Source organism: Prevotella sp. Rep29 (assembly GCF_019551475.1).
Lineage (GTDB): Bacteria > Bacteroidota > Bacteroidia > Bacteroidales > Bacteroidaceae > Prevotella.
The window spans coordinates 125,513-149,116 of sequence record NZ_CP047159.1 but is presented as its reverse complement, the minus strand read 5'-3'; the positions used below and the strand labels follow the sequence as shown (position 1 = coordinate 149,116).

The following is a 23,604-nucleotide window of genomic DNA, read 5'->3' as shown; positions in this document are numbered from 1 at the left end:
GATAAAAATAATAGAGTTATAAGTGTTTATGGAGATTCTTTCACATTTTAGAACCATAGAGGAGCTGACTAAGACACTCTCGCGAGAACAAGGATTACTGAGTGAGATGTTTGAGAAGCGGAAACTAATGAAGTTTCCACAAGGGTTGGCTTTGGAACTGGTGGGAGGAAATGAAGCACGACTAAAGAAACTGCTGGATTATGGCGTACTGGTGGAGGCGGGCAATACGGTAGAGATAGAAAGCGACTACCTCAATTTCTTTGAGGAAGTACTGAATGTGAACGAGGAAATAAGTGTGCTAAGTGTTCAGGAATGTATCAACACGCTGAAGGAACATATCGGATATTTCTTGCAGGAGACGAATGCCAACCGTAGGGCTGGCTATCAGGATAGTGTGCGACAACTGCTAAAAAAGACGGGATTCAGAACGCTGAAGAATGTGGTTGACTTGAAGCGCAATATGGATAATGCGTATAAGCAAGAACCCAACTATATTATCAAGAAAAAGAAGCTGCAAAACCTAGATGAGAAGAGCCATAGCATCCGCTCGATGATACGCGAATGCGAGAAACTAATGGATACGGAGCACGCATTCTTCCTGATGGCCAACGACCCACACATGGCAAAGACATGTAGCGACGTGAAACACGACTTTGTGGAGGCGTACCATGCTCTGATGGAAATAGACAGACAGATTATCGTCTATATCAACCAGATTGAACAACAAAACCAGCTTTATAAGAAGATACGCAAGCTGAAATATCTGCAAGACCAGTTACTCATCAAGACTGATACCAATCTGGTTCAGGTGTTGGAAGATAGCAATCCACTATGGATGGAATCCAGACAATACAGCAAAATAAGACTCTCTTTGGAAATGCTGAGGGAGAACGACCAGATAGTGAGCATCCTGAGACGGATAGCCGAGCGAAATGGTTTGAAAAAAAACGCAAGGACAGAGGCCGAACCGCTGACAGACGAAGACTTGCAGGAACACGTTCAGCGGTTGAAGGATGTCGATCCTAATGAAGTATGGAATGCTTTTTCTGCGTCAAGCTATAACCTGTTCGACTTTATTCTGAGATACGATTATAAGGCTAAACGTGAAATAGAAGACCACGCAGCCCTCTTTTGCCAACTGGTCATCCTGCATCCTGACGAATGTAAGATGACAGGGAAATATGCCACTTATCAAGACATCGAATATCCTATTATCTATGCGAAATAATACTCAACGAATTTACGAGAGACTGAGCCGTGGAGAATTCCTTTCGGTAGACAGCTCTGATACCTCTATCCGTCATCTGTATGAGGATATTGAGGAAAACTTCGACGATTATGCTGATTTCTTCAAGGAGATAGGTCTGCAATTGGAGGCAGGCAACGGCTACTTCTACTTCTCACGTATTGGTGAGGGAAAGCAGTCCATAGAACAGAAGTTGGAGAGTTTTTCCAAATGGCTAGACTATCTGGACTTCCTGAAGACCTACAACCAATCGTTTACGGCTGGCTATCAGTTTCGTAAGAGCCATCTGATAGAGCAAATCAGTTTGGACATTGAACTGAAGGAGAAGGCTGGTCACCTTTATAAGAAATATGGTGTGGGGTCTTATTTGGAAATAGTGAACAAACTGCTTCAAGAGATGCAGGGTATGGGATTTGCCGAATGCATTAGTGAACAGGATGAGACCTACAAGATTACATCGGCCTTCCACTATGCCGAGGAACTGGTAAACATGATTCAAATAGCCAACGAAGATGAAATACCTGAATAAAATCATATTTGTCAATAGCGCTAATATACCATACGCTGAGATTTCAGTTGATGGCAATGTGCATTTTACTGGTACTCAGGGTGTGGGCAAGAGTACGGTTTTACGAGCACTGTTGTTCTTCTACAACGCAGACAAGCATCGTCTGGGCATACAGCAGGCTCAGAAGTCATTTGACGAGTTCTATTTCCGTCAGTCAAACTCGTACATCCTTTATGAGGTGATGCGCGACAATGGGGCCTATACCATACTGGTGAGTCGTTATCAGGGACGAGCTTCATGGCGGTTTATCGATGCTCCTTATCAGCGCGATTGGATAGTTGACCAAGATAAGCAGGTATTGAGTGACTGGGTGAAGATACGTGAGCGTATTGATAAAAATGTGTCAGTATCTGCAAGGATAGACTCTGGCGTGGTGTTTAAGGATATTATCTTTGGCAATACCCACGATCACAAATACGTTCGCTATGCCTTAGTGCAGAGTGCCCACTATCAGAACATTCCGCGAAGCATTCAGAACGTCTTTCTGAATACCAAACTGGATGCTGACTTCGTGAAGAACACCATCATACAATCAATGGCAGACGAGGACTTACCCATCGACCTGCAGACCTACAGACGACTGGTGACCGACTTTGAACGGGAATATGACGAAATAGACTGTTGGTTCAGGCAGACGCGTGATGGTAACTACCCTGTACGTCAGCAAGCATTGAAGATTGCTGAACAAGGCAGACGAATTGTGGCACTCGACCAGCAATTATTAGATGTGTGGCGCATGCTGAATCATGCTGTAGCAGAGAGTGAACAGAAGATTCCGCTATTGGAGGCAGAGGCTACAGAGTTGAAAATGAATATCGAAAAGGAGCGAAATCGTGAGAAAGAACTGACGGCAGACTATGACGGAGAAAAAGACAAACTCAATCAAACGTTGGGCGGCAAGAAAGAAAAACTGAAGGAGATAGCGCAGGCACGGAAAGATTTCGAGACCTTGCATATCGAGGAAAAACTGGCTTTGGCCGCCCGTGAGGATGCCATTAAGAGCGAAGCTGCTGACAAGCAGATACTGCTGGATGACCTGTTGAAAACACATGCATCGATAGAAGAAAAGTATAATATCGCCAGGGGCAAACTTGAGAATGCCCGTATGGCATTTGAAAATGCTCAAAAGGAGGCATACTATCAAAAGCAGGATGCCCTGCAGAAAAAGCGGAAACGTTTGGAGGATGAGCGCACAAAGAACAGAAATGCCGTGATGGATGCGTTCAACAGTAGGCGTCATGAGTCGGACGAGCGCTTGCAGATGCTGCTGGCAGAGCAAAATAGGGCAGACAATGCCGTGAAAGAACTGCGACAGTGGCATCCTAAGGCTGAAAAAACGAAGCAGGTACTGGAGCAGCTACGGCAGTTGGAGGTAGCAGAAAAGGAGAACACCGCTCAACAGACAGCTATCAAGAGCCAGATTTCCCAACTGACTGCTGAGTTTGAGATGAAAGAGGCTGAGCTTAAACAAGCCTCTCAGCGTGAACAGGAACGGCTCGAAGCCAGCCGCGTTCAACACGAAGAACAGATAGCCAAGATTTATGAACTGTTATCCCATCTGGACGGCTCGTTGTATCAGTGGCTTACCGAGAATGCCGATGGATGGGAAGAGACAATCGGCAAGGTGGTGGACGAAGAACGGATTCTATATGCAGGGGGACTGGAGCCTCAACTCGGAGCGGCATCCGACAGTCTGTTTGGCATCAAGCTCAACTTGGATAATATTGATGCCGTACATCGTACGCCCGATGATTTTCGTGCTGAGAAAGAAACACTGGAAGAGAAGGTACAGCAGTTGAACAGACAACTCACACAATTGCCTATCACCTTGCAGGAAGATATATCAAAACTTGGTAAGAAATATGGTGATCTGCTTAAACCGCTTCGTCAGGAATACTCTCGCCTAAAAGTGGAAGAAGAGCAGATTCCCACAAAACGACAGAACCTGCAGAACCAGCAGCATCAGTTGGAGATGGAAGAGCAGGAAATGGTTGCAAAGGAAAAAGAGGTTCGCGAACGTGCCTTTAACGATGCCTTGTTGAAAGTACAGGCAGAGAAGGATGTCCGTGAAAAGAAAGAGGCCCAAAATAAAAAGGAACTCAACAGTTTGGATAATGCCTTTAACAAATCTTCAAAAATGCTCGATGAGGAATTGCGGGTGTTCAAGGAGTCTCAAAAGGCGGAGGCCTCTCTTCGCAATCAGGAGTTTGTCAGTCAGAAAGCTCAGCTTGACGAACAACAGAAAGCAGAACTGTCCGGAAAAGGCGTTGACGTTAACCTGTTGGAGCAATACCGCAAAGCATTGGAGATGCTTAAGAAACTGCTGGCGCAGATAGACGATGAGCGCCCCACGGTCATCAGATACCGCGATGCAGAGCAGAACCTGTTTGCGAAGGAACCTGAGATAAAAAAGTGCATCAACGACATTAATCAGCAACTCGCCATGATGCGTCAGCGATATGAGGACAAACGTACACGCATCGAAAAGAAACGGCAAGAACAGGAGGAGTGTCAGAAACAAGTCATCAAAGATTTGAATCATCGTCGCGAGGGATTGAACCTGTATCATCAGGTAGTAGAAAACGAACATTTGGTGCCCGATGCTTTCCTCTCTGATGACAAGCCGATGGAGTCCCAACAGGATTGTCAGCAGCTGATCAGTCAGCTTCGTGGAACGGTGAACCAGAAGCGGGAGACATTGGACCGATTAAAAGACATCGTCATCAACTTCAATCGCAACTTCAAGCCTCAGAATGCCTTCCACTTCAATACCATGCCTGTGACGGACAAAGACTATCTCGAGATAGCCGCCAACCTACAAGACTTCATGGATAATAATAAGATTGAAGAGTTCCGTCGTCGTACCAGCGAGCATTACAAGGATATCCTGGGGCGCATCTCTACGGAGATTGGCACACTGATGAAACGCAGGTCGGATGTGGACAGCGTGATACTGGATATCAACAGGGATTTTGTGGAAAAGAACTTCGCAGGAGTTATCAAGAGCATTGAACTTCGGGCGAATGAGTCGTCAGACCGACTCATGCAGTTGCTCATGTCCATTCATAACTATACCGTGGAAAATGCCCTGTCGATAGGCGAACTTAACCTTTTCTCCAGCGACAATCGCGACGAGGTGAATCGCAAGGTCGTAGATTATCTGAAGAGCCTCTCTCATCAATTGCAAGATGAGCAAAGCCGACCAACGGTATCACTTGGCGATGCCTTCCGATTGCAGTTCCGTGTGAAAGAAAACGACAACGACACCAATTGGGTGGAGCGTATCAATAATGTGGGGTCTGATGGTACGGATATCCTGGTAAAAGCAATGGTGAACATCATGCTCATCAATGTGTTTAAGAAGAAAGCGGAAAGGAAAAGTGGTAATTTCATCGTACATTGCATGATGGACGAGATAGGACGACTGCATCCCAACAATATCAAGGGTATCCTACAGTTTGCCAATTCTCGAAATATCTATCTCATCAACAGTTCACCCACATCTTATAATCCATACGATTACAAATACACCTATTTACTCAGTAAACATGGCGTGAAGACAAGAGTGGACAAACTTTTGAAACGGACAAAATAATTATGGCAATAAGTGCATCCATACAGGCATTGATTTCTGGCGAGCAGATTGCAAGTTCAAAGTTAAGCAGCAAGTTGCTTGATGAACTGATGGCAGAAGGGTTGCTGTTGGTGACGACTCGTGGCTCTCGGAAGTCATATCGTGCCCGTGATATTGAGGCACTTAAAAGATACCTCATTGACAAAGATGAGAATTATCGAATGCTTGATGTTACCGTTTCGGATTCTCGTTCTTCAATAGCTGCAGAAACAGGGAATTCTAAACTTTTGACGATTCGCTCTTGTCTAGGATTCCCTATCAATAGTTATAAGTCTATTGAGTGTTCGCTAAATGGCGAACCGTTTGTGGTTAATCCTCCTGAAGGAAGTTTTGTGTTTATCGACAATTGGAAACATTTTGTTATTCCAGAGGATATTGTCGTGGTGGGAATTGAGAATATGGAGAACTTCCGTATGATTCGTCAGCAAAGGAAGATGTTTGAGTCTTTGTTAGGAGATAAACAACTTCTTTTTGCATCCCGCTATCCCCAATCAACTGATTTGCGTAATTGGCTTCTAACTATTCCAAACAAATACGTTCACTTTGGTGACTTTGATTTGGCAGGAATCCACATCTTCTTAACGGAATTCCATAAACATCTTGATGATCGCTCCATATATCTTATCCCATCAGATATTGAACAACGGTTATCCAAAGGATCATTAACTCGGTACAACGAACAATATGACAAGTATCATACACTTCAGTGTGATATTCCCTATTTGCAGTCTCTCATAGATATGATCAACAAACACCACCGTGGATATGACCAAGAGGGATATATTAATAATGAAAAATAAAGAACAATTGGTGGCGGTTGATAACATCACCCAAAAGGCTATTTTGCAGAGTTAATCACGGGCCGTCTAAAGGGTCAATCAAGAATAGTTAGCCTTGTATTATGGTGTGGGAAGGTATATATCCGAGAACACCCGTAACCCAAAATGGGAAATCTGGCGCTTTGAAGAGTATTAGCTAACGGTTAAGGCAGGAGTTCTCTGGGTAAGGGGCTTCGGCGAGTCTAGCCCCAAAAACATGCGCTTGTTCTATGGGGCATGGAATGTCATAGAACCTAAATCGCCAATCGCAATTGGCGATTTGGCAAAGGTGCTGACTCCGAAGGAAGAACTACAACGTATATTTGAAGAAAGCAGCAATACAGGTGACTATATAGCGGACGAAGTTTGAGCAGATGGCAAATGTCGGAGGTGATGTCGGAGATTATGTCGGAGGTTGAAATGCAGCCCAACTCAATGAAAGGCAGAAGATTATTTTAATCGGCTGATAGAGACAGAACAAATGAATGTCCTAGATAGTGTCCTAGAAAATGTCCTAGAAACATCAGCTTCACTTGCATGGCATTTCAAAGTTGATGCAAGGACCATCTGCCGCGGCTAAGCGTTTTGCATACCAAAGGCTTTATCCGTCACGATGGGCCTGACAAGGGTAGACGCTGGGTTGCTGTAAAAGGATAATTGAGCGTTTCATCAGAAAGCTTACTCGTATTACTGATATTACTGAATAATATGCCGAAAATGGTTTGCGAACAAAAATAATGAGATTTGCGAACAAAATGAGAGAATCAATTATTGCAGAAAGATTATATTGGTGTTCGCGAAATGCAATTTTGTTCGCAAATTGTTCGCAAAACAAAGAAAAAGGGGCCACATTTTTGATGTAACTCCTTGATTTTCAGTGTGGACCAGCCAGGGCTTGAACCTGGGACCTCCAGATTATGAGTCTGAGAGAATACAATTTTATGAAATTTTCTTTGTTTGAAATTTGGCTGATACACAGATATTTACTAAATTTGCACCATCAAACGAAACGTTAAAAAACCCCTTAACTCAACCCGATTGTTTTCGCATCGTTTTCGCGAAAATTTTGCGAGAGGACATCAGATTCGAGTCTGGAGGTTTCAGAAAATTGCAAGAAAATGAACAAGATTTTGGCGATTTCACGGCGGCAGACTATGGTTCTGCAAGGCTGAATGTTTTCGCGAAAACAAAAACAAGAAGAACTATGGCAAAGAAACTCACGACCTCGCTGACGGGTTTCAAAGAACGTCAGTGTACAATGGCAATCGTTCTTGACATCCGTAGCAATCGCAAAGATGTAACAGAATACCCTGTGAAGGCTCGATTCACCATCGACCGCCGTTCGTACTACTATCCGATAGGTGGTAGTTATAGCAAACAGGAGTTCTCGGAAATCTGCAACGTACAGAAGAGCAAGTCGCCCAAGTACGAGGAGAAGAAGCGGTTATTGGACATTGTGGACAAGTATAAGACAATGCTAATTAACCTCAATCCTGGTCATGAGCTGACACTTGATGCCGTGCGTATGGTGGTCGAGGGCAAGGTCACAAGGGAAACGAAGGAGTCGTTCATCGGTATCTGGGAAGAAATAATCCACAATCTACGTACAGAAAACAATGGTGCCAGATATACTACTGCCGAGCCATACGAAACAGCCTTGAATTCCTTTAAGAGATTTCTTTGGAAGGAAGATATCAAGGGATTTGAGGTCAGTATAGAGCACATAAAGAAATGGGAGGATGGAATGATAAATGGTGCTATTGGCCCTGATGGTAAGAAGTTGAAGCCCGTCAAAAGCACTACTCGCGGAATCAACATGCGCCAATGTCGTGCAGTATGGAATGAGTGTCGCCGCCGTGGCTACCTGCTGCAGACGGAATATCCATTCTCCAATGCGAAGAAAGGGAAGGTGTCAATACCAGCTCCAGCATCGCGCAAGGACGAATATCTTGATATTGCCCGAATGACAGAACTTTATCAAGTGTTTGTTAATAAGAACTACCCCGATACTTGGAAAAAAGGGTATGCAGAGCGTGCTCATTACGCTTTGGGACTTTTCCTTGTTCAATATCTGGGCAACGGCTTCAATCTGGTAGATGTGGCCCAGCTGACCTACTCTCAATACTACTTCGACACCGAACGCAGGGCTTTCAAGTTCTACCGTAAGAAAACTCGTGGACGCAGTAAAAACGGTGGCGAGGTCATTATTCCCATCACGGAACCCTTGCAGCACATTCTCGATGATATTGCGGCACCTCCCAAATTAAATGCCCTCGTCTTTCCCCATATTTTGGAAGGGGCCACCCATGAACGAGACATTCGCAAGCGTGTGTCAGGTGAAAACTCCAATGTTCAAGACCGTCTCATCAAAATCTGTAAAGATGTGCTTCATTGGGAAGTTCGTCCCTCTGGAACTTGGGCACGTCACTCCTTTGCCACCAACCTTACCCATGCTGGTGTGGAGCGGTCATACATTGATGAAGGTATGGCCCACTCTCAGGGCCAGTCTGTCACTGACCTTTACATTGCCAAATATCCTTTGGAAAAGCAGATTGAATACAACTCCAAGCTGTTGAACCTGAATCCCACTCCTGCTATTACAAAAGATGACATCAAGAATATGAGCAAGGAGGAAATGGCAAACCTGCTAATGGAACTAATAGAAAAATGAGAATGAAGCTGGGGTGGCAATTCACCACCCCGGCTTACACCATTTTAGTGTTCAGTATAATAATTGGAGCCACAAAATACACCATCTTCTCTTTTACCGCCTCCAAAAAGAGGCAAAAACCAGCAAGAGCGATGGTGCTTTCTCAAACAAACAGCAGTAAAACGCATATATTTTTGTTAAATTATAGAGATTTTATATTAGAAATGATGTAATATCAAAATAAAGTTGTAATTTTGCATTCGAAACAATATAATTCGACATGGCAAGAACAAAATTATCAGCAGTAGTAAAGACCCTACGCAAGGAATATGGTCTTACTCAGGAAGACCTCGCACTGAAGTCGGGCGTGGGGCTTTGTTTCGTCAGAAATCTGGAACAGGGAAAACCGACGCTGAGAATGGATAAGGTGAACCAACTACTTGATTTGTTTAACTACGAACTAACGGCAACACCCAAGCAATGAGACAAGCAGAAATATATCGCAAAGACATTCTTGCAGGCATCCTGACGGAAGAAGGTGGCGAATACCGCTTCTGCTATGATGAAGCGTATCTCGCTCGTGAGGATGCGCAGCCTGTAAGTCTGACGCTTCCTTTGCAGACGGAGGCATTCGTAAGCCCTGTGCTGTTTCCGTTCTTCGACGGCCTGATACCCGAAGGATGGTTGCTTGATGTGGCACTCCGCAACACCGACATCAGCGTCCTCGATCGTATGTCTCTGCTGCTGCTGTGTTGCAAGGAGTGCATCGGCTCTGTCAGTGTTGTACCCATAAACAAGGAAGGAGGCGAATGATGTGTAAGTGTAAGTGTCTGTATTGTTATCAACCTCTGGAGGAAGGACAAAAAGATTTCCATCCAGGTTGTTCCCGAAAGTTCTTCGGGACAAAAGATGTCCCGTCAATGGAATACCGGCATGAAGACCTTGATAGTTTGGCTGAGCAAGTTATTCGTGCCCAGACATCTTTAACAGGTGTCCAGCCTAAGCTATCCCTGAACCTCAGCAAGCATGAGGGCTGTAGCCGGCTAACCATCGTGGGACTTTGGGGCGACTACATCTTCAAGCCCCAGACAGATAGTTATCCGCAGTTGCCAGAAAACGAAGACCTGACGATGCACCTTGCTGAAGCAGCGAAGATAAATGTCGTCCCTCATAGCCTTATTCGTTTGGCTGATGGGGAACTCGGTTACATTACCAAACGCATTGACCGCACCAAGAACGGTGAGAAGATAGACATGGAGGATATGTGTCAACTGACACTGCATCCCACAGAGTATAAGTACAAAGGCTCGCATGAGCAGATAGCGAAGACCATAGCGCAGTATAGCAGCACACCTAAGCTCGACCTGACGAACTATATGCAGCTCTTGCTTTTCTGTTTTGTGACAGGCAACAACGACATGCATCTGAAGAACTTCTCACTCTATCGCCCTTCTGAGAAATACCAGTTGACACCAGCATACGACCTCCTCAACGTTGCTATTGCCAACCCTAAGGACAAGGAGGAACTGGCGCTGCCTCTTTCCGGAAGAAAGACAAAACTACGTCTGGACGATTTCCTAAAAGCTGCCAAAACGATGGGGTTGGAGGAGAATGTAGTGCTACGTCTTATAGCAGGTCTTCACAAGGCTCTACCAAAGTGGCAGGCTTTAATCCAGGCTTCCTTCCTCTGTGAAGATATGAAGTCTGCGTATTTGGAGCTTGTTACGTCCAGATTGGCCCGATTGCAAAGGTGAGATTTCCATAATTTCCAGGATTCTCAATCTGAGGGTTATTCTTGCAGAGAGTGCTTATGGCGCTGAACAAAAAAGCGAGGGCAACCTCGCTTTTTCTAAACAATTATCTCATCAGTGTATCTTAGGAGATCTATACGCCGATGTGTTGTACCAGTTGGTGTCATGTTTATATCTTGAAATAGCTATAGACGGGCTGACACCACGATTAGATGCTTCTTGGGCAATGGTCTTCACAATCTTGTGTGGAGAGAGGCTACTGCTGCCAACTCGTAAAATACCAGTCCATATGTCATCTGGTATAAGCTGTTGTCGGGCAAAATCATTCGCTTCTTTCTCTCTTGGGTCGGTGGAGTACAAGGTACCCTCCATAGATATAAAGGCTTTTTGTTCTTCTGAAAGATGGTTTTCGATGTGGCATAATTCATGTAATACATCAAAAGCCAGCTTGTCCATATCATTATAACGATATGTCACAGTCACAGCTGGATGACCATCCACAATAGTGCTATAAGCATCAACAGGCACCTTATCCAGTTTCTCAACTTCTACATATAAAATACCGAATTGGTTTAGACAATCCTTCATTGACTGAACAGAAAGAGTACGAGCATTTGCCATTCTTGCAATAGACTCAGCGGCTTTTAAACCATTTCCTTTCTTGTAGTTTGCTTGAACTTTCGTTTCTGTAGTTGCCAACCAATTCAATAGTAGCCATGTTTGCATGTTTTTCTCATCTATCTGCACCTTCTCGCTATGTTTGTATAAACCTGCGACTTGTAATCTAAGCTCTGTAGAAGACAATAGGTCGAAAGAAAACATTTCCTTTATTTTAGCTACTCGTTCAAGGCAGGGGAGGATAGACATTCTAAGCCTTTTGTATAACAAATTCAGATTAAAAAATTCCGAACACGCTTTTTCAAAAGCAATAGCTTTTTGCTCTTCGGTCTGTCTTTCTTCCAATGCCTTGCAGTCGTACACATAGCCATTGTGCAGATTCATCCATGTTTTAAACGGGATGCCCAAATGTTTTTCCAGCTTCATAGCCAAATCTTCATTCAGATTGCGCTTCCCCTTAATAAATTCATTCAGATGAGTTGACTGCACGCCAATCATTTGGGCAAAATCCTTTTGCTTGATACCACGTTCCTGCAACTCATCACGCAAGATTTCTCCTGGGTGTATTGCCCTGGCAGGAACTAATCTGTTACTTCTTGTTGCCATAATGCGTACTATCAATTTCTATTAATTCTACTTCAATGCCGTCATCTGTTTCTACAAATAACAGGCGTTCAACCATTCCATTTACAAGTCTTACTGAACTTTTAGGCTCGCCTCGTTGGTATTTCAGCTTCTCGTAATGAAGAAAACTGAAGGGCTTCAATTCTTCCGTGGATTCTACGTTGTACATAATACCTACGGCTTTAATATAGCCATTGACCAGTTTTTTGTTCTTACATATTTGCTTGTATTTCCTGTCCTTGGTTTTGCCTGTCTCGTACAATTCAGATAACGCAATGTCTCTAAAGATTACTTTCATTCTGTGAAAAGATTTGTACTTTGACGCTGCAAAGGTAAGATAAAATTCCCAAATATGGTAATTTTTCAAGAGAAAAAATTGTTTGCACTGTGTTTTTTAACGATTGACTTGGGCAAATGAGTACGTGTGATGTCATTACCCGCTTTGTATTAGCCACTACCTTGTCAGAAACAAACGATTGATAGGACTGCTATACTCCGTTTTTACACTCCATTCCTTGTCCGAGCCTGCTCCCAAAAGCACAATTTTGAAAGGACAAATTTTGAGTTAAGGAAAGTTAACTCTAATTAGGCTAAGAGTTTTTTCAAAACTCGTTTCAAACAAGCTTCAAAATGAGGCCTAAGCCGAGTACTGAAAAGCAAGCTTTCTACTCTCCGGTTTTACACATCACTTGCCACATTTTCGAGATGTTATCATTCGTTTTTAGATGATGTCATAACAATACTAAAGCTTGCTCTTGAAGTGGCGTGCCTCCCAACGACTTTGGCCGTCTGGGGAATTAGGCTTCCCACTACTTAAAAAATGTGGCATCGGCAAGCCGATTAGACAGGCTTGATATTATCCTTTAGTATCGGCATCTGATTTAATGTCCTGCCATGTGTGAGCATGCCCTCATGCCAGATTCCGTGACCTCTGCTTGCAGAATTATCTGGTCAATTCACCGTCCGATGAAAATCGGAACGGGTAGTGAGCTTCCCGATACCTGAAAAATGTGGCACGGGCAAGCCCGTCGCCTTTCATTCCTGCTTGTGATGCGTTTCCAACCATGCCAGATACTGTTCGTGCGTCATTGCATTCTTCTTCCACTCCTCACGTTCCCTTTCTCTTTCCCTTTGTTCCCTTTCTTCGTAAGCCCGATTCCTGTCACGCAGGAAATCTCGAAGGCTGAGAATAATGATAGAAGGGTCATAGGTGTTATAGAAGTGACGGTAGCGGGCTGAGCAGAAATAGAAGAAGAACAGTTGCACCTCATCGACCTTCAAGTAACCATATTGCTGTGCTATTATCTTGACCAGTTTTGCTGCCTGATAGTTGTCAGGCATTTCCTTAACGCCCATAAACAGACACGCATCCTGTACTTCAGGCAACAGCCAAGCCTCGGCAGCCCCATGCCCATAGACGACATTCAGGGAGGTCAAAGTTGGAGACTGCCCGAAGTAGCACTCTTCGGGATGCTCGCTAATCTGCAACTGCCTGTCGGGGTTAAGGGCAACCATAAAACTTTCAATGGTCGGGAACCTATCCTTCACCTTCGCCAAAGCTGACGGCAGGTTCATTGATGCTGGCAAGGAGTTGGGTAACGAGTTGCTTTGTGTTTTGCATGGCAACTTCCCGTCTTGTTCCATTTGATGGAGTACTGTACTGATTGTTGCTTCCATTGTATAAAGTGTTTGACGTTAACGGTTCCGTGTCCCAAGTGCGGTATGTAAGGAAGTTGGCGAAGTCCTTGCGGTACTTACTCTCTGGCCGAGCCATGACGTACTTGGGCACGTATTCAAAGATCTTTTTCTTTTCGTCGAGAGATAGTTGCCGCCATCGTTGCCGCAACTGCTCAATATCGCCGATAGGTTTTCCGTACATTTCCCAAATTGTATCAAATGGGAATTCCTCATCCACAACCACCTCCACGTCATTGATGATGTGTGTGTCAGCACCATCATCAATGTCTGGATTAGACTTAGGATTTGGGTTGGGAGTAGGATTAGGATGGACAACGGTCGTTGTCGGTGGACATCGGTCGTTATCGGACGATAATGACGGATTGCGGTCGTTGTCCATCGATGTTACCGCAGAGTTACCCTGCATGACCTTTCGTTTCATCGAGTTTGAGCGGTTCTTCTCGCATTTTGCCTTGTACGCTTCGTGGCTGCGGTCTATCTGGGTACGGATTACCGTGAAGAGAGACATCATCGGCCCATTGAAATCGGGCAACTTGCCTTCATCTACGTATGCAAAGAGAGCCTTGATGAGTTTGCCGGCATCTTCGTCCGACAAATAATCGATGGCTGCTCGATGCTCCGTGAAAAGCAAAATGGTGTTAGCATCTTTCTGCATCGTCTTCTCCTTTCTGTTCCACTTTTTGTTCTTTGTTCTGTTGTCCTTCACCATTGAGTTTCTTCAGCACATCGCTGTACTTGTACATGACGCGCCTTGGCCCGACCTTGTTGGGACGAAGAAGTCCCAACTTGTTCCATCGCCACAACGTGGAGTAATCCACATGGAGTAGTTTGGCCGTTTCTTCACGGGTGATGAAACGCTCATCGTCATGCACTACAGGGCACACGTCACTTTTGTGAGTACTCTTGTCCTCGACTCTCATGGCAATCATGTTGCTTGCCATCTTCTCGACCAGGGCATCAAGGTCGGCCCTGCTCATCACAACCAGTTGGTTGCCTAAAATGGAATTCTCGTTCACCATACTTCTATTTATGTTATAATTCTTGTTTTCTTATTGCGCCGACTACCCCAAAGGAGAGCTTAGCGAGTTTTGTTAATTCTCACAAGGTGGTGGAAGGTTCCGCCTCGTTTGGTACTGCAAAGTTATACGCTCTTATAGGGTTGCAGCAAAAAATCAGCTTTCCAACTGCCGTTTTTTCAATTAGTTTAAGAGGATAGTATGATAATTCGGCGAAAAACATACTATTAAATTGTGTAGAGGCCGTTTTTTGCCTCTCATCCCGAAACGCCCTGCAAAGTTAATCCAACACAGGGCATCAGCCGAAAAACGGCTCTAAAACCAACCTCTTTCGCCGCCTCTTTTCAAAGTTGGTTCTAACGAAGGCATGATGTAGTACCAACAATTTGATTTTAGCACAATTCGTTACCATCTAAAAGGGCAATTCCCACAAAAAATCATAAAAAAGAGCCATAATACGGCAAATAGTTTGCATAACCGAAGGTTATTCGTGAGAAATTGTGTAATTTTGTAGCCAAGAAAAGACATCATGTTGACAACGTGCAAAAGATGATGTAGATGGCGAAACAGGTCAAGTAATAGATATAACGGGAATATGGCTATAACGTTATTCAAATATCTCGACTTCAACGGTGGGTTGGCGATGCTGGAGCATCACAATCTACAGTTCACCAATGCCACTAAGTTTAACGATCCTTTTGACTGCCACCCTGCCCTCTTTGACTATTCGCATGTTCCCGAACGCCCACACAATTGGCCTCCTGCTGATTTCCTTTCCTCAAAAGGAGAGAACGATATGAAGAACTTGAGAAACAGTATATGGATGTGTTGTCTATCGAAAGTGTTTGACTCTTTGTTAATGTGGGCATATTATAACAATCACAAAGGTATATGTATCGGCCTTAACAAAGATGCTGTTTTGAAATGTTGCCAACATATGTTTTTGGGGATGATGTACCCTTTTGCTGGAGAAGTTAAGTATAAGGATATTTTGCAAAAGCCGGATTATTTCAAAGACCATCCATCATGGGACGATTTGCTACTTACAAAGGCACAAGCCTGGGAACATGAGCAAGAAGTTCGCATAATAACAAAAGACCCTGTCTGGATTCATGCAGGACGAGATATACCTGATGAATTCAAAAAAGATGAGGTCGTTGACTGGAAAGAAATAAGACATTATGTGCCTTTATCCAGCGATTGTTTCGAATCGGTATTCTTAGGCGTAAACATGTTGCCTAGTAATAAGACGAAGATAATCGACATTGCAAAGAAATTGAATCCTAACATAGATATTTATCAAATGACATTAGATCCTGAAGCCTTAAGGTTGAAGGGGGAACCTGTAAAAGTATAACGAATGATCAATATACGAAAACTTGAAGCCGAGTTATGGGAATCGGCAGACCTTCTGAGACAAGGCAGTAAACTGACCAGCAGCCAGTATTGCATGCCTGTGTTGGCATTGCTGTTCCTGCGCTATGCCTACAGCCGCTATAAAATGGTGGAAGCCGAAATTCTGGAGAATCGCCCCAGTCGTGGCGGACGTGTGATGCCCGTGGAGCCCAGCGATTTCGCTGCCAAAAGTGCATTATATCTTCCCCGTGAGGCACAGTTCGACTATCTTGTGAATCTGCCTGATAACATCGTGGCTGCTGGCTTGAAGACTAAAGACGGACAGGAAATCAACTCATTGGGCGAGGCTGTGAACAATGCTATGCAGTTGGTGGAAGATCAGAGCGAACAATTGACGGGCGTATTGCCCAAGACCTATACGATGTTTGCCGATGAACTTCTGCGCGAACTGCTCCGTATCTTCAACAACAAGACCATCGACGAGGTCGGTGGCGACATCATCGGACGCATCTACGAATACTTCCTCTCAAAGTTTGCCAAGGCAGTAGCTTCCGACGATGGCGTATTCTTCACGCCGAAATCATTGGTAAAAATGCTGGTCAATGTACTGGAGCCCACGCAAGGCGTCATGCTTGACCCGGCTTGTGGCAGCGGTGGAATGTTTGTTCAGACAGGTGACTTCGTAAATCAGGCAGGATTGAATGCCAACACCCAAATGACTTTCTATGGACAGGAGAAGGTGGAGTACAATGCGCAGCTCTGTCTGATGAATATGGCTGTTCATGGTTTGAACGGGCGAATCATCTCTGGCGACGAGGCCAACTCTTTCTACCACGATGCCCATAACCTCGCCGGAAAGTGCGACTATGTGATGGCTAATCCGCCCTTCAATGTCGATAAAGTGAAAGCAGAATCGGCTTCAGCCGCTGGCCGACTGCCCTTCGGTCTTCCGGGAGTGAATCAGAAGACTAAGGAGATAGGCAACGCCAACTATCTTTGGATTAGTTATTTCTACGCCTACCTGAACGATCACGGACGTGCAGGCTTCGTGATGGCCAGTTCAGCGACTGACAGCGCCAATAAAGACCGTGATATTCGTGAGAAGCTGGTGCGCACGGGTGATGTGGATGTAATGGTCAGCGTAGGCAACAACTTCTTCTATACGCTCTCCCTGCCCTGCTCGCTGTGGTTCTTCGACCGCAACAAGCATGCCGATATTCGCGACAAGGTACTGTTCATCGATGCCCGCAACTACTATACGGTTGTTGACCGCACCTTGAATGAATGGACAGAATGGCAGTTGCGCAACCTGCAAGCCATCGTACATCTCTATCGTGGTGAGAAAGAGAAATACCTATCGTTAATCAGAGATTATGTCGAGATACTTGATAATGTATCAGCTCCATTGACGCAAGAAAGACTTGAAGAAGTTATTAAGAATGGCGAAAAGGAGTACTCTACAAGGTTTGCCGCCTGTTTGGAATATGAAAAGAAACAGGCAAAAGAGGCCATTGCTTCTGCCACCCGAAAAGAGAAGAAACAGGTTGAGGCTGAACGGAAAGAGACTATAGAGCATTGGGAAGATCTTCTTGAAACGGCTCGCCAGTTTGAATGGCTCACAGAAAAATTTGGCGATGGTGAATACAAGGATGTTCTTGGCCTCTGCAAGATAGCCACCATTCAAGAGATAGAGGAAAAGAACTACTCGCTCACTCCTGGTGCCTATGTCGGCGTAGCCGAGCAGGAAGACGACGGCGTGGACTTCCATGAGCGCATGAACGAGATTCATGCCGAGCTGGCACAGCTGAACAGCGAGGCTAACATCTTGATGGCCGAGATACAAAAAGCATGGGAGGAACTGAAATGAGTAATCTAATACATATTAACAAAGACTATGCTGCGTGGATTTGCGAACTAAAGATACGCATACGCCAGAGTCAGATAAAAGCAGCCGTCAAAGTCAATACCGAACTGTTGCAGCTCTACTGGCAGTTGGGGAGTGACATCGTAGAGAAACAGAAGAATGCCAAATGGGGTGACGGTTTCTTGAAGCAACTCAGTCAGGATCTGTCGGCAGAGTTTCCAGAAATGAAGGGGTTCTCTTTGCGTAACATAGAGAGAATTCGCAAATGGTATATCACATATAAAGACGTATTTCCATTTGCGGCACAACTTGTGCCGCAAATGGAAGATTCATCAAAAACGGCACAACCTGTGCCGCAATCTTTCTTCTCTATTCCTTGGGGGCATCACATCCTTATTATGCAGCGATGCAAGGATATGAACATGGCTTTGTTCTACATCCAACAGACCATTGAAAACAATTGGAGCCGCACAGTACTTGACTGGCAGATAGACAGCAACCTCTACGAACGACAGGGAAAGGCTATTAGCAATTTCAAACGAACACTACCTACACCGCAGAGCGACCTTGCACAGCAAATAACGAAAGATCCCTACGTTATAGACATCATGGGCGTTCGTCAGGATATGCAGGAACGAGAATTGGAGGAGCATCTCGATTCTCACATCTCCAAGTATTTATTGGAACTGGGCAAGGGCTTCACCTACTATGGTCACCAAGTACACCTCCGTGTTGGAGATGAAGATTTCTACATTGACCAACTATTCTATCATGTGCGCCTACACTGCTATGTCGTGATAGAACTAAAAGCAACAGCCTTCAAGCCTGAGCACATTGGACAACTGAATTTCTACGTCACAGCAGTCAACAAACTGATGTGCACCGAGCACGACAATCCAACTATCGGTCTACTCATCTGTAAAGACAAAAACGATGTTGTGGCAGAATATACTCTACAAGGGGTAGAATCTCCCATCGGGGTGTCTTCCGTTGAAATCTTCGACAAACTGACCGAGGACTTCAAGAGCGCCTTGCCATCTATTGAGGATATTGAAAACGAACTCAGAGACAAAAAACAGAAGGAGGATGAGGTATGAGTGAGTGGAAGAAAGTGAAGTTGGGAGACTATATAGAAGTCCTTTCGGGTTTTGCATATAAATCTAAGGATTTCTCTGATTCGGGAATTCCTGTGATAAAGATAAAGAATGTTTGTCCACCGTATATATCGTTGGAAGATCTTTCATATGTTCCTAATTCAATCGCTTTTCAGAATCCAAGATATATTTTAAAAAAAGGCGATGTCTTGATAGCAATGACAGGCTCACATATTAATCAAATTGCATCGGTTGTTGGACGAGTTGGGAGAGTAAGATATGATGATGTAACTGTTCTAAATCAGCGCGTCGGCAAGATTGTAAACAAAGATGACAGTTTGTCATGTCTTGATTTTATATATTATTATCTTAGTCAATATGAAGTAAAAGTAGAATTGGCACAAAAAGCAGGTGGTGCTGCAAACCAAGCTAATATAAGCCCTTCAGACATTAAGAATCTATTGATTCCATGTCCTCCTTTAGAGGTTCAAAACCGCATTGCTACTATCCTCTCTCGTTATGACTCTTTGATAGAGAACTATCAGAATCAGATAAAGTTATTGGAGGAAGCAGCGCAGCGACTCTATAAGGAATGGTTCGTTGACCTCCACTTCCCCGGCCACGAAAACACCAAGATTATCGATGGTGTGCCTGAGGGGTGGGAGAAGAAGCCAATTTCTCATTTAGGTAAATACCTAAATGGTTTTGCTTTCAAGCCATCTGATTGGCAAGAATCAGGAAAGCCCATAATCAAAATAAAGGAAATGGGTAATGGTGTAAGTAATGATACTCCAAGAAATGATGGAGAAAGAGTCCCTGCAAAATATTTAGTGAAAGCAGGAGACCTGCTCTTCTCATGGTCTGCTACTCTTATGGTGATTGTTTGGGCTGGAGAAGATGGTTGGCTTAATCAACATTTATTCAAGGTAACTCCAGCAAAGGGAATTGGAAGAGAGTTCTTGTTGCAGTCAGTATCGAACACAATAGAAGAGTTTCAAAATCTCACAACAGGTTCAACAATGAAGCACATTCAGCGAAATAAACTTGATCAAGTCTTTGTTAACGTACCTGATGATGAGATTATGACATCATATAGTGATTTAGCAGAATGTATGAGGAACCAAATTCTTCATCTTTCTTCTCAAATCCGCCTTCTCACTGAAGCCCGCGACCGCTTGCTTCCCAAGCTGATGGGTGGAGTAATACAAGTTTAAAAGGAATGATAAACAATAAATAATAGTACAATGTCTCAGTTAGAAGTAAGATTCACCCTGAAAGGTGGAACAAATGAAACCACTTTCAAATTGTCCAAAGATGACAATAATGATTTTTGGTTAAAAGGATTCAAAGACAAAGAGAATGAAATACGCATTCCTGTAAAACAGAATCCTGATACACAAATTTTTACTGTCAAAAATAGCATCTTTGAAGAAGATGATGATGAGATTTATACTCGCCTTTTGGGGCTATTGGAAGAATGGATAGAAACGCAAGAAGAAGGTCTGGATGTCAATGATGATATTCCTGAGGAACATGAATCCTATAGATACAGTCCTGACGATATTTATGTAGAAAGAAAGGATTTCTCCATACAGATGCTAATGGAATTAATTAAAGAAGGTGATCTTGAAATCAATCCTAATTTCCAACGTAATTTTGTATGGGATAAGACTCGACAAAGTAAATTAATTGAATCTATTTTGCTCGGTCTGCCTTTGCCTTCTGTATATTTAAGCCAATATTCTGATGGCCGTTTGACTATTGTAGATGGATTGCAAAGAATCACAACCATAAAGCAGTTTATGGAGGATAAACTTGCGTTGTGCAACATGGAATATTTCACGGAATGCAATGGCTTTAAGTACTCAGAATTAAAAGGGAAAATCCCTTTACTACAGTTCCGAAAATTTAGACAGACACAAATCATGTGTTTTGTTATTGATTACCGTTCGCCTGTAATGCTAAAATATGATTTGTTTCGTAGATTAAATACTGGTGGAAAGGCTCTCAATGAGCAGGAAATTAGGAATTGCATGTCAAGGCCAAAGGTCCAGAAATTGTTATTGGATATGATTAGGTCATTAGAATTTAAAAAAGCAACTAACTCAGGAGTCAAGGATACTCGTTTAGCTGCTCAAGAGTGCGCTTTGCGCTATATCTATTTTTACGACCAGTATTCATTAGACAATCCTATTGGTGAATACAATGGTTTTATGCGAGATTCTCTTAATGGGTATATAGATGTGTTGAATGGCAAAGAAGAATCAGAATTAAGAGCCTATTACGAATCGTTTGTGAAAAGTATGGAATCTGCATACAGGATATTTGGTTCTTCAGCTTTTAGAAAAATTAGTCCAAATACAGGAAAAAAAAGTTCTGTGAACAAATCTCTAATGTTAGCCATTTCTGTTCTTTTGGCACATCATAGCTCTGAATATGAGAATGGCATCAAACAAGGTGTTAATTTGGTTGAAGAACTTAATCAACTTCTTCGCAAAGACAGCCAATTGAATGCGGCAATAACTTCGAGTACCGCTCGAAAAGCAAATATTGCATATACTATACAGAGTATTAAAAACGAATTGTTTGATAAATATCTTCGATAAAAATGGACAAACTGAAACTGACAATAGATGGGTATAAATGCTTTGATAAGAAGCGTGAGTTTATTTTTAATGATATAACTTTACTTACTGGCGCGAACTCTGCTGGTAAAAGTTCTGTTATACAGTCATTATTATTAGCAAAAACATTATCAGAAACAATAGTGGATGATCCCGAATTGGAAAAAATACCAATACCGTTGAAGAATGATAAATATGCAATAGATTTGGGGCATTTCTACGACATTTCAAATGATAACAGAGATGCCTATGATATATTATTTTCATTGCAAGACATATCATTTGATGCTAAAGAAGAAGATAATGAAGAAGATGGTAATGATGTATATTTCACAATTAATGCCTCCGATAAGCTATCTTTAAAGAAGATGTTTCTTAAAGGTTTCACGTACCTGTGTGCAGACCGTATGGCACCTCATTATGAGTATGAATATATAAAAGATTCCACCACATGTGATTGCCATGGGAAAAACACCGGCGACATCATTAATAATAATGATTTTCTCTTTAAAACAGATTCTTATCGGTCTATAAATTTTACAGATGACATTAAACTAAGAAGGCAGCTTAATGAATGGATAGACTATATTTTTCCTGGTGTAGAAATTGAATTGGAGAAAGGCGACAAGACCTATAAAATCAAAGATCATGATAATGCAGCTACGAACATTGGCTTCGGTATTACATACGCTCTGCCTATCCTTGTAAGCGGTTTGACTGTTCCCAAAGGTGGAATATTGATTGTCGAGAACCCAGAGGCTCATCTTCATGCCAAGGCACAGTCGAATATGGGTTACTTCCTCGCTCGTATGGCATCCGCAGGTGTACGCGTAATAATAGAGACACATAGCGAACACATTGTCAATGGTATCCGCAGAATGATTGTAGAGGGCAGGACAGATATGTTGCATGACGATATGACGATCTATTTCTTCCAGAATAAGAATGGCGATAAGAATATCATGGAGTTTGGAATGGACGAATGGGGAAACCTTAATGAATTCCCTGTTGATTTCTTTGATCAAGTAAGACAGGATATGTCTAAACTGATGGAGTTTGGACGCAAGCGTGTTGAGAATCATGAAGGTTAGCGGAAGTATTCTTTTAGATAAAAGAGGGTCATTCCCTCATGTTCATAAGCATAATATAAGTTATGCTGTCGATGATTTCGTCTCCATGGTAAAAGAAGCAGACGCATGTAAAGACACGCTATATTATGATAGTGAAGAATGGGAATTGTTCTATGCATATGGTTATGATCCAACTAATGACTGTTGGAAAGAATTCGGAAGTATTGCTTACGAACAGCTTTTTATCTCTTCTAATCCTTTATTTAAGCCAATTCAAATTGGGGAAAAGGATAAATTCGAAAATAAGCCAATGCCTAGGACATTAGGTGGATTTATGTGTGTTGGATGCCCAAAATCAGATTACATTTATGACAAATCTACTATAGATAAATGGCATAATCAGTGGTTTAAGGATAATCCAGACGAAATTGATTGGATAAATACTAATGGGATTATGCCACGTCGTGACATAATTATAGAGATCTTACGCCAAGAACTTATTGACTGTCAGAATCGTATTGCCCCTGATGGAAGTAACAATCTTGGATTGCCTCATCCAAAATTTCTTAGGTTAAGGGATACGAATTGGAAAGAAACAAATGATGATGCAATCGTATCGGAACACAATGAAATTATCATTAGGCATCAAGGTGAAAAGATCAAGGCTTACTCTGAGAAAACTGGGGCTCTGATTTGTTCTGAAAATTATTACAATTGCGAAACAGAGTTGAGTGACTTGGAGAAAGATCATGGCAATAAAAAAGTTTCCATAATATATAGCATAAAAAAAGATGGGAAATACCAATTCATATCAATAGATACTGCACACGGAAAATTTGAATTATGTAATGATAATGGAACTCATCAAGGCGAGATTAGATTTGACGGAAGTTTAAATGGCGTTGAAACTCAAGACGACAGCCACAGTCTTCAGTGTGTGACAGAGTGGAAACAAAAGTATAAAATAAAGTAA

Annotated in this window: 22 protein-coding genes; 17 read left to right on the top strand and 5 right to left on the bottom strand. The window is 43.0% G+C overall.

From position 1 onward, the window contains the following. Positions 1-28 precede the first annotated feature (28 nt). The 10 genes from GRF55_RS00625 (at position 29) to GRF55_RS00580 (ending at position 10,670) form a co-directional block, all read left to right on the top strand. Positions 29-1,228 carry a hypothetical protein gene (locus GRF55_RS00625; protein ID WP_220368664.1) on the top strand — a complete coding sequence of 400 codons (1,200 nt, stop codon included), beginning with the start codon at positions 29-31 and terminating at the stop codon, positions 1,226-1,228. Continuing rightward, positions 1,218-1,775 carry a hypothetical protein gene (locus GRF55_RS00620; protein ID WP_220368663.1) on the top strand — a complete coding sequence of 186 codons (558 nt, stop codon included), beginning with the start codon at positions 1,218-1,220 and terminating at the stop codon, positions 1,773-1,775. The genes GRF55_RS00625 and GRF55_RS00620 overlap by 11 nt, the downstream gene beginning before the upstream one ends. Further along, positions 1,759-5,409 carry an ATP-binding protein gene (locus GRF55_RS00615; protein ID WP_220368662.1) on the top strand — a complete coding sequence of 1,217 codons (3,651 nt, stop codon included), beginning with the start codon at positions 1,759-1,761 and terminating at the stop codon, positions 5,407-5,409. Before GRF55_RS00620 ends, GRF55_RS00615 begins: the two co-directional genes overlap by 17 nt. A gap of 2 nt (positions 5,410-5,411) precedes the next feature. Continuing rightward, on the top strand, positions 5,412-6,248 hold the full coding sequence (locus GRF55_RS00610) for a hypothetical protein (RefSeq protein WP_220368661.1): 837 nt from the start codon (positions 5,412-5,414) through the stop codon (positions 6,246-6,248). A 235-nt stretch (positions 6,249-6,483) separates the two neighbouring features. Next, positions 6,484-6,636 (top strand): hypothetical protein, encoded by a 153-nt coding sequence (locus GRF55_RS00605; protein ID WP_220368660.1) that lies wholly within the window; start codon positions 6,484-6,486, stop codon positions 6,634-6,636. Positions 6,637-7,470: 834 nt separating this feature from the next. After that, positions 7,471-8,937 (top strand): phage integrase SAM-like domain-containing protein, encoded by a 1,467-nt coding sequence (locus tag GRF55_RS00600; RefSeq protein WP_220368659.1) that lies wholly within the window; start codon positions 7,471-7,473, stop codon positions 8,935-8,937. Next, positions 8,934-9,149, top strand: a complete 216-nt coding sequence (locus tag GRF55_RS00595) for a hypothetical protein (RefSeq protein WP_220368658.1) — start codon at positions 8,934-8,936, stop codon at positions 9,147-9,149. Before GRF55_RS00600 ends, GRF55_RS00595 begins: the two co-directional genes overlap by 4 nt. A 47-nt stretch (positions 9,150-9,196) precedes the next feature. Continuing rightward, positions 9,197-9,400 (top strand): helix-turn-helix transcriptional regulator, encoded by a 204-nt coding sequence (locus GRF55_RS00590; RefSeq protein WP_220368657.1) that lies wholly within the window; start codon positions 9,197-9,199, stop codon positions 9,398-9,400. Continuing rightward, positions 9,397-9,729: a HipA N-terminal domain-containing protein gene (locus GRF55_RS00585; protein ID WP_220368656.1), complete on the top strand. Its 333-nt coding sequence runs from the start codon at positions 9,397-9,399 to the stop codon at positions 9,727-9,729. Before GRF55_RS00590 ends, GRF55_RS00585 begins: the two co-directional genes overlap by 4 nt. Beyond that, on the top strand, positions 9,729-10,670 hold the full coding sequence (locus GRF55_RS00580; protein ID WP_220369568.1) for a HipA domain-containing protein: 942 nt from the start codon (positions 9,729-9,731) through the stop codon (positions 10,668-10,670). The genes GRF55_RS00585 and GRF55_RS00580 overlap by 1 nt, the downstream gene beginning before the upstream one ends. A 111-nt stretch (positions 10,671-10,781) precedes the next feature. Here GRF55_RS00580 and GRF55_RS00575 read toward each other — a convergent pair whose 3' ends face one another. The 5 genes from GRF55_RS00575 to GRF55_RS00555 all read right to left on the bottom strand — a co-directional run bounded on the left by GRF55_RS00575 (position 10,782) and on the right by GRF55_RS00555 (position 14,626). After that, complete coding sequence (locus tag GRF55_RS00575; RefSeq protein WP_220368655.1) at positions 10,782-11,891, bottom strand: HigA family addiction module antitoxin; 1,110 nt, start codon at positions 11,889-11,891, stop codon at positions 10,782-10,784. Continuing rightward, positions 11,875-12,207, bottom strand: coding sequence for a hypothetical protein (locus GRF55_RS00570; RefSeq protein WP_220368654.1), 333 nt, complete (start codon positions 12,205-12,207; stop codon positions 11,875-11,877). Before GRF55_RS00570 ends, GRF55_RS00575 begins: the two co-directional genes overlap by 17 nt. 737 nt (positions 12,208-12,944) lie before the next feature. Then, positions 12,945-13,457, bottom strand: coding sequence for a DUF6633 family protein (locus GRF55_RS00565; RefSeq protein ID WP_220368653.1), 513 nt, complete (start codon positions 13,455-13,457; stop codon positions 12,945-12,947). After that, positions 13,447-14,262 carry a DUF6291 domain-containing protein gene (locus tag GRF55_RS00560; protein WP_220368652.1) on the bottom strand — a complete coding sequence of 272 codons (816 nt, stop codon included), beginning with the start codon at positions 14,260-14,262 and terminating at the stop codon, positions 13,447-13,449. Before GRF55_RS00560 ends, GRF55_RS00565 begins: the two co-directional genes overlap by 11 nt. Continuing rightward, on the bottom strand, positions 14,246-14,626 hold the full coding sequence (locus GRF55_RS00555; protein ID WP_220368651.1) for an AlpA family transcriptional regulator: 381 nt from the start codon (positions 14,624-14,626) through the stop codon (positions 14,246-14,248). Before GRF55_RS00555 ends, GRF55_RS00560 begins: the two co-directional genes overlap by 17 nt. A 592-nt stretch (positions 14,627-15,218) precedes the next feature. On the opposite strand from GRF55_RS00555, the gene GRF55_RS00550 reads away from it, so the two are divergent. Genes GRF55_RS00550 through GRF55_RS00520 form a run of 7 tightly spaced genes read left to right on the top strand, consistent with a single transcriptional unit; the run spans position 15,219 to position 23,604 of the window. Next, positions 15,219-15,980 carry a DUF2971 domain-containing protein gene (locus GRF55_RS00550; protein WP_220368650.1) on the top strand — a complete coding sequence of 254 codons (762 nt, stop codon included), beginning with the start codon at positions 15,219-15,221 and terminating at the stop codon, positions 15,978-15,980. Positions 15,981-15,983: 3 nt separating this feature from the next. Further along, positions 15,984-17,846: a class I SAM-dependent DNA methyltransferase gene (locus tag GRF55_RS00545; protein WP_220368649.1), complete on the top strand. Its 1,863-nt coding sequence runs from the start codon at positions 15,984-15,986 to the stop codon at positions 17,844-17,846. Further along, entirely contained in the window at positions 17,843-18,940 is a 1,098-nt protein-coding gene (locus tag GRF55_RS00540) for a YhcG family protein (RefSeq protein WP_220368648.1), read from the top strand. Before GRF55_RS00545 ends, GRF55_RS00540 begins: the two co-directional genes overlap by 4 nt. Then, on the top strand, positions 18,937-20,151 hold the full coding sequence (locus tag GRF55_RS00535) for a restriction endonuclease subunit S (protein ID WP_220368647.1): 1,215 nt from the start codon (positions 18,937-18,939) through the stop codon (positions 20,149-20,151). The genes GRF55_RS00540 and GRF55_RS00535 overlap by 4 nt, the downstream gene beginning before the upstream one ends. A 30-nt stretch (positions 20,152-20,181) precedes the next feature. Further along, entirely contained in the window at positions 20,182-21,543 is a 1,362-nt protein-coding gene (locus GRF55_RS00530; RefSeq protein WP_220368646.1) for a DUF262 domain-containing protein, read from the top strand. A gap of 2 nt (positions 21,544-21,545) precedes the next feature. Continuing rightward, positions 21,546-22,652: a DUF3696 domain-containing protein gene (locus GRF55_RS00525; protein ID WP_220368645.1), complete on the top strand. Its 1,107-nt coding sequence runs from the start codon at positions 21,546-21,548 to the stop codon at positions 22,650-22,652. Next, positions 22,642-23,604, top strand: coding sequence for a hypothetical protein (locus GRF55_RS00520; RefSeq protein WP_220368644.1), 963 nt, complete (start codon positions 22,642-22,644; stop codon positions 23,602-23,604). Before GRF55_RS00525 ends, GRF55_RS00520 begins: the two co-directional genes overlap by 11 nt.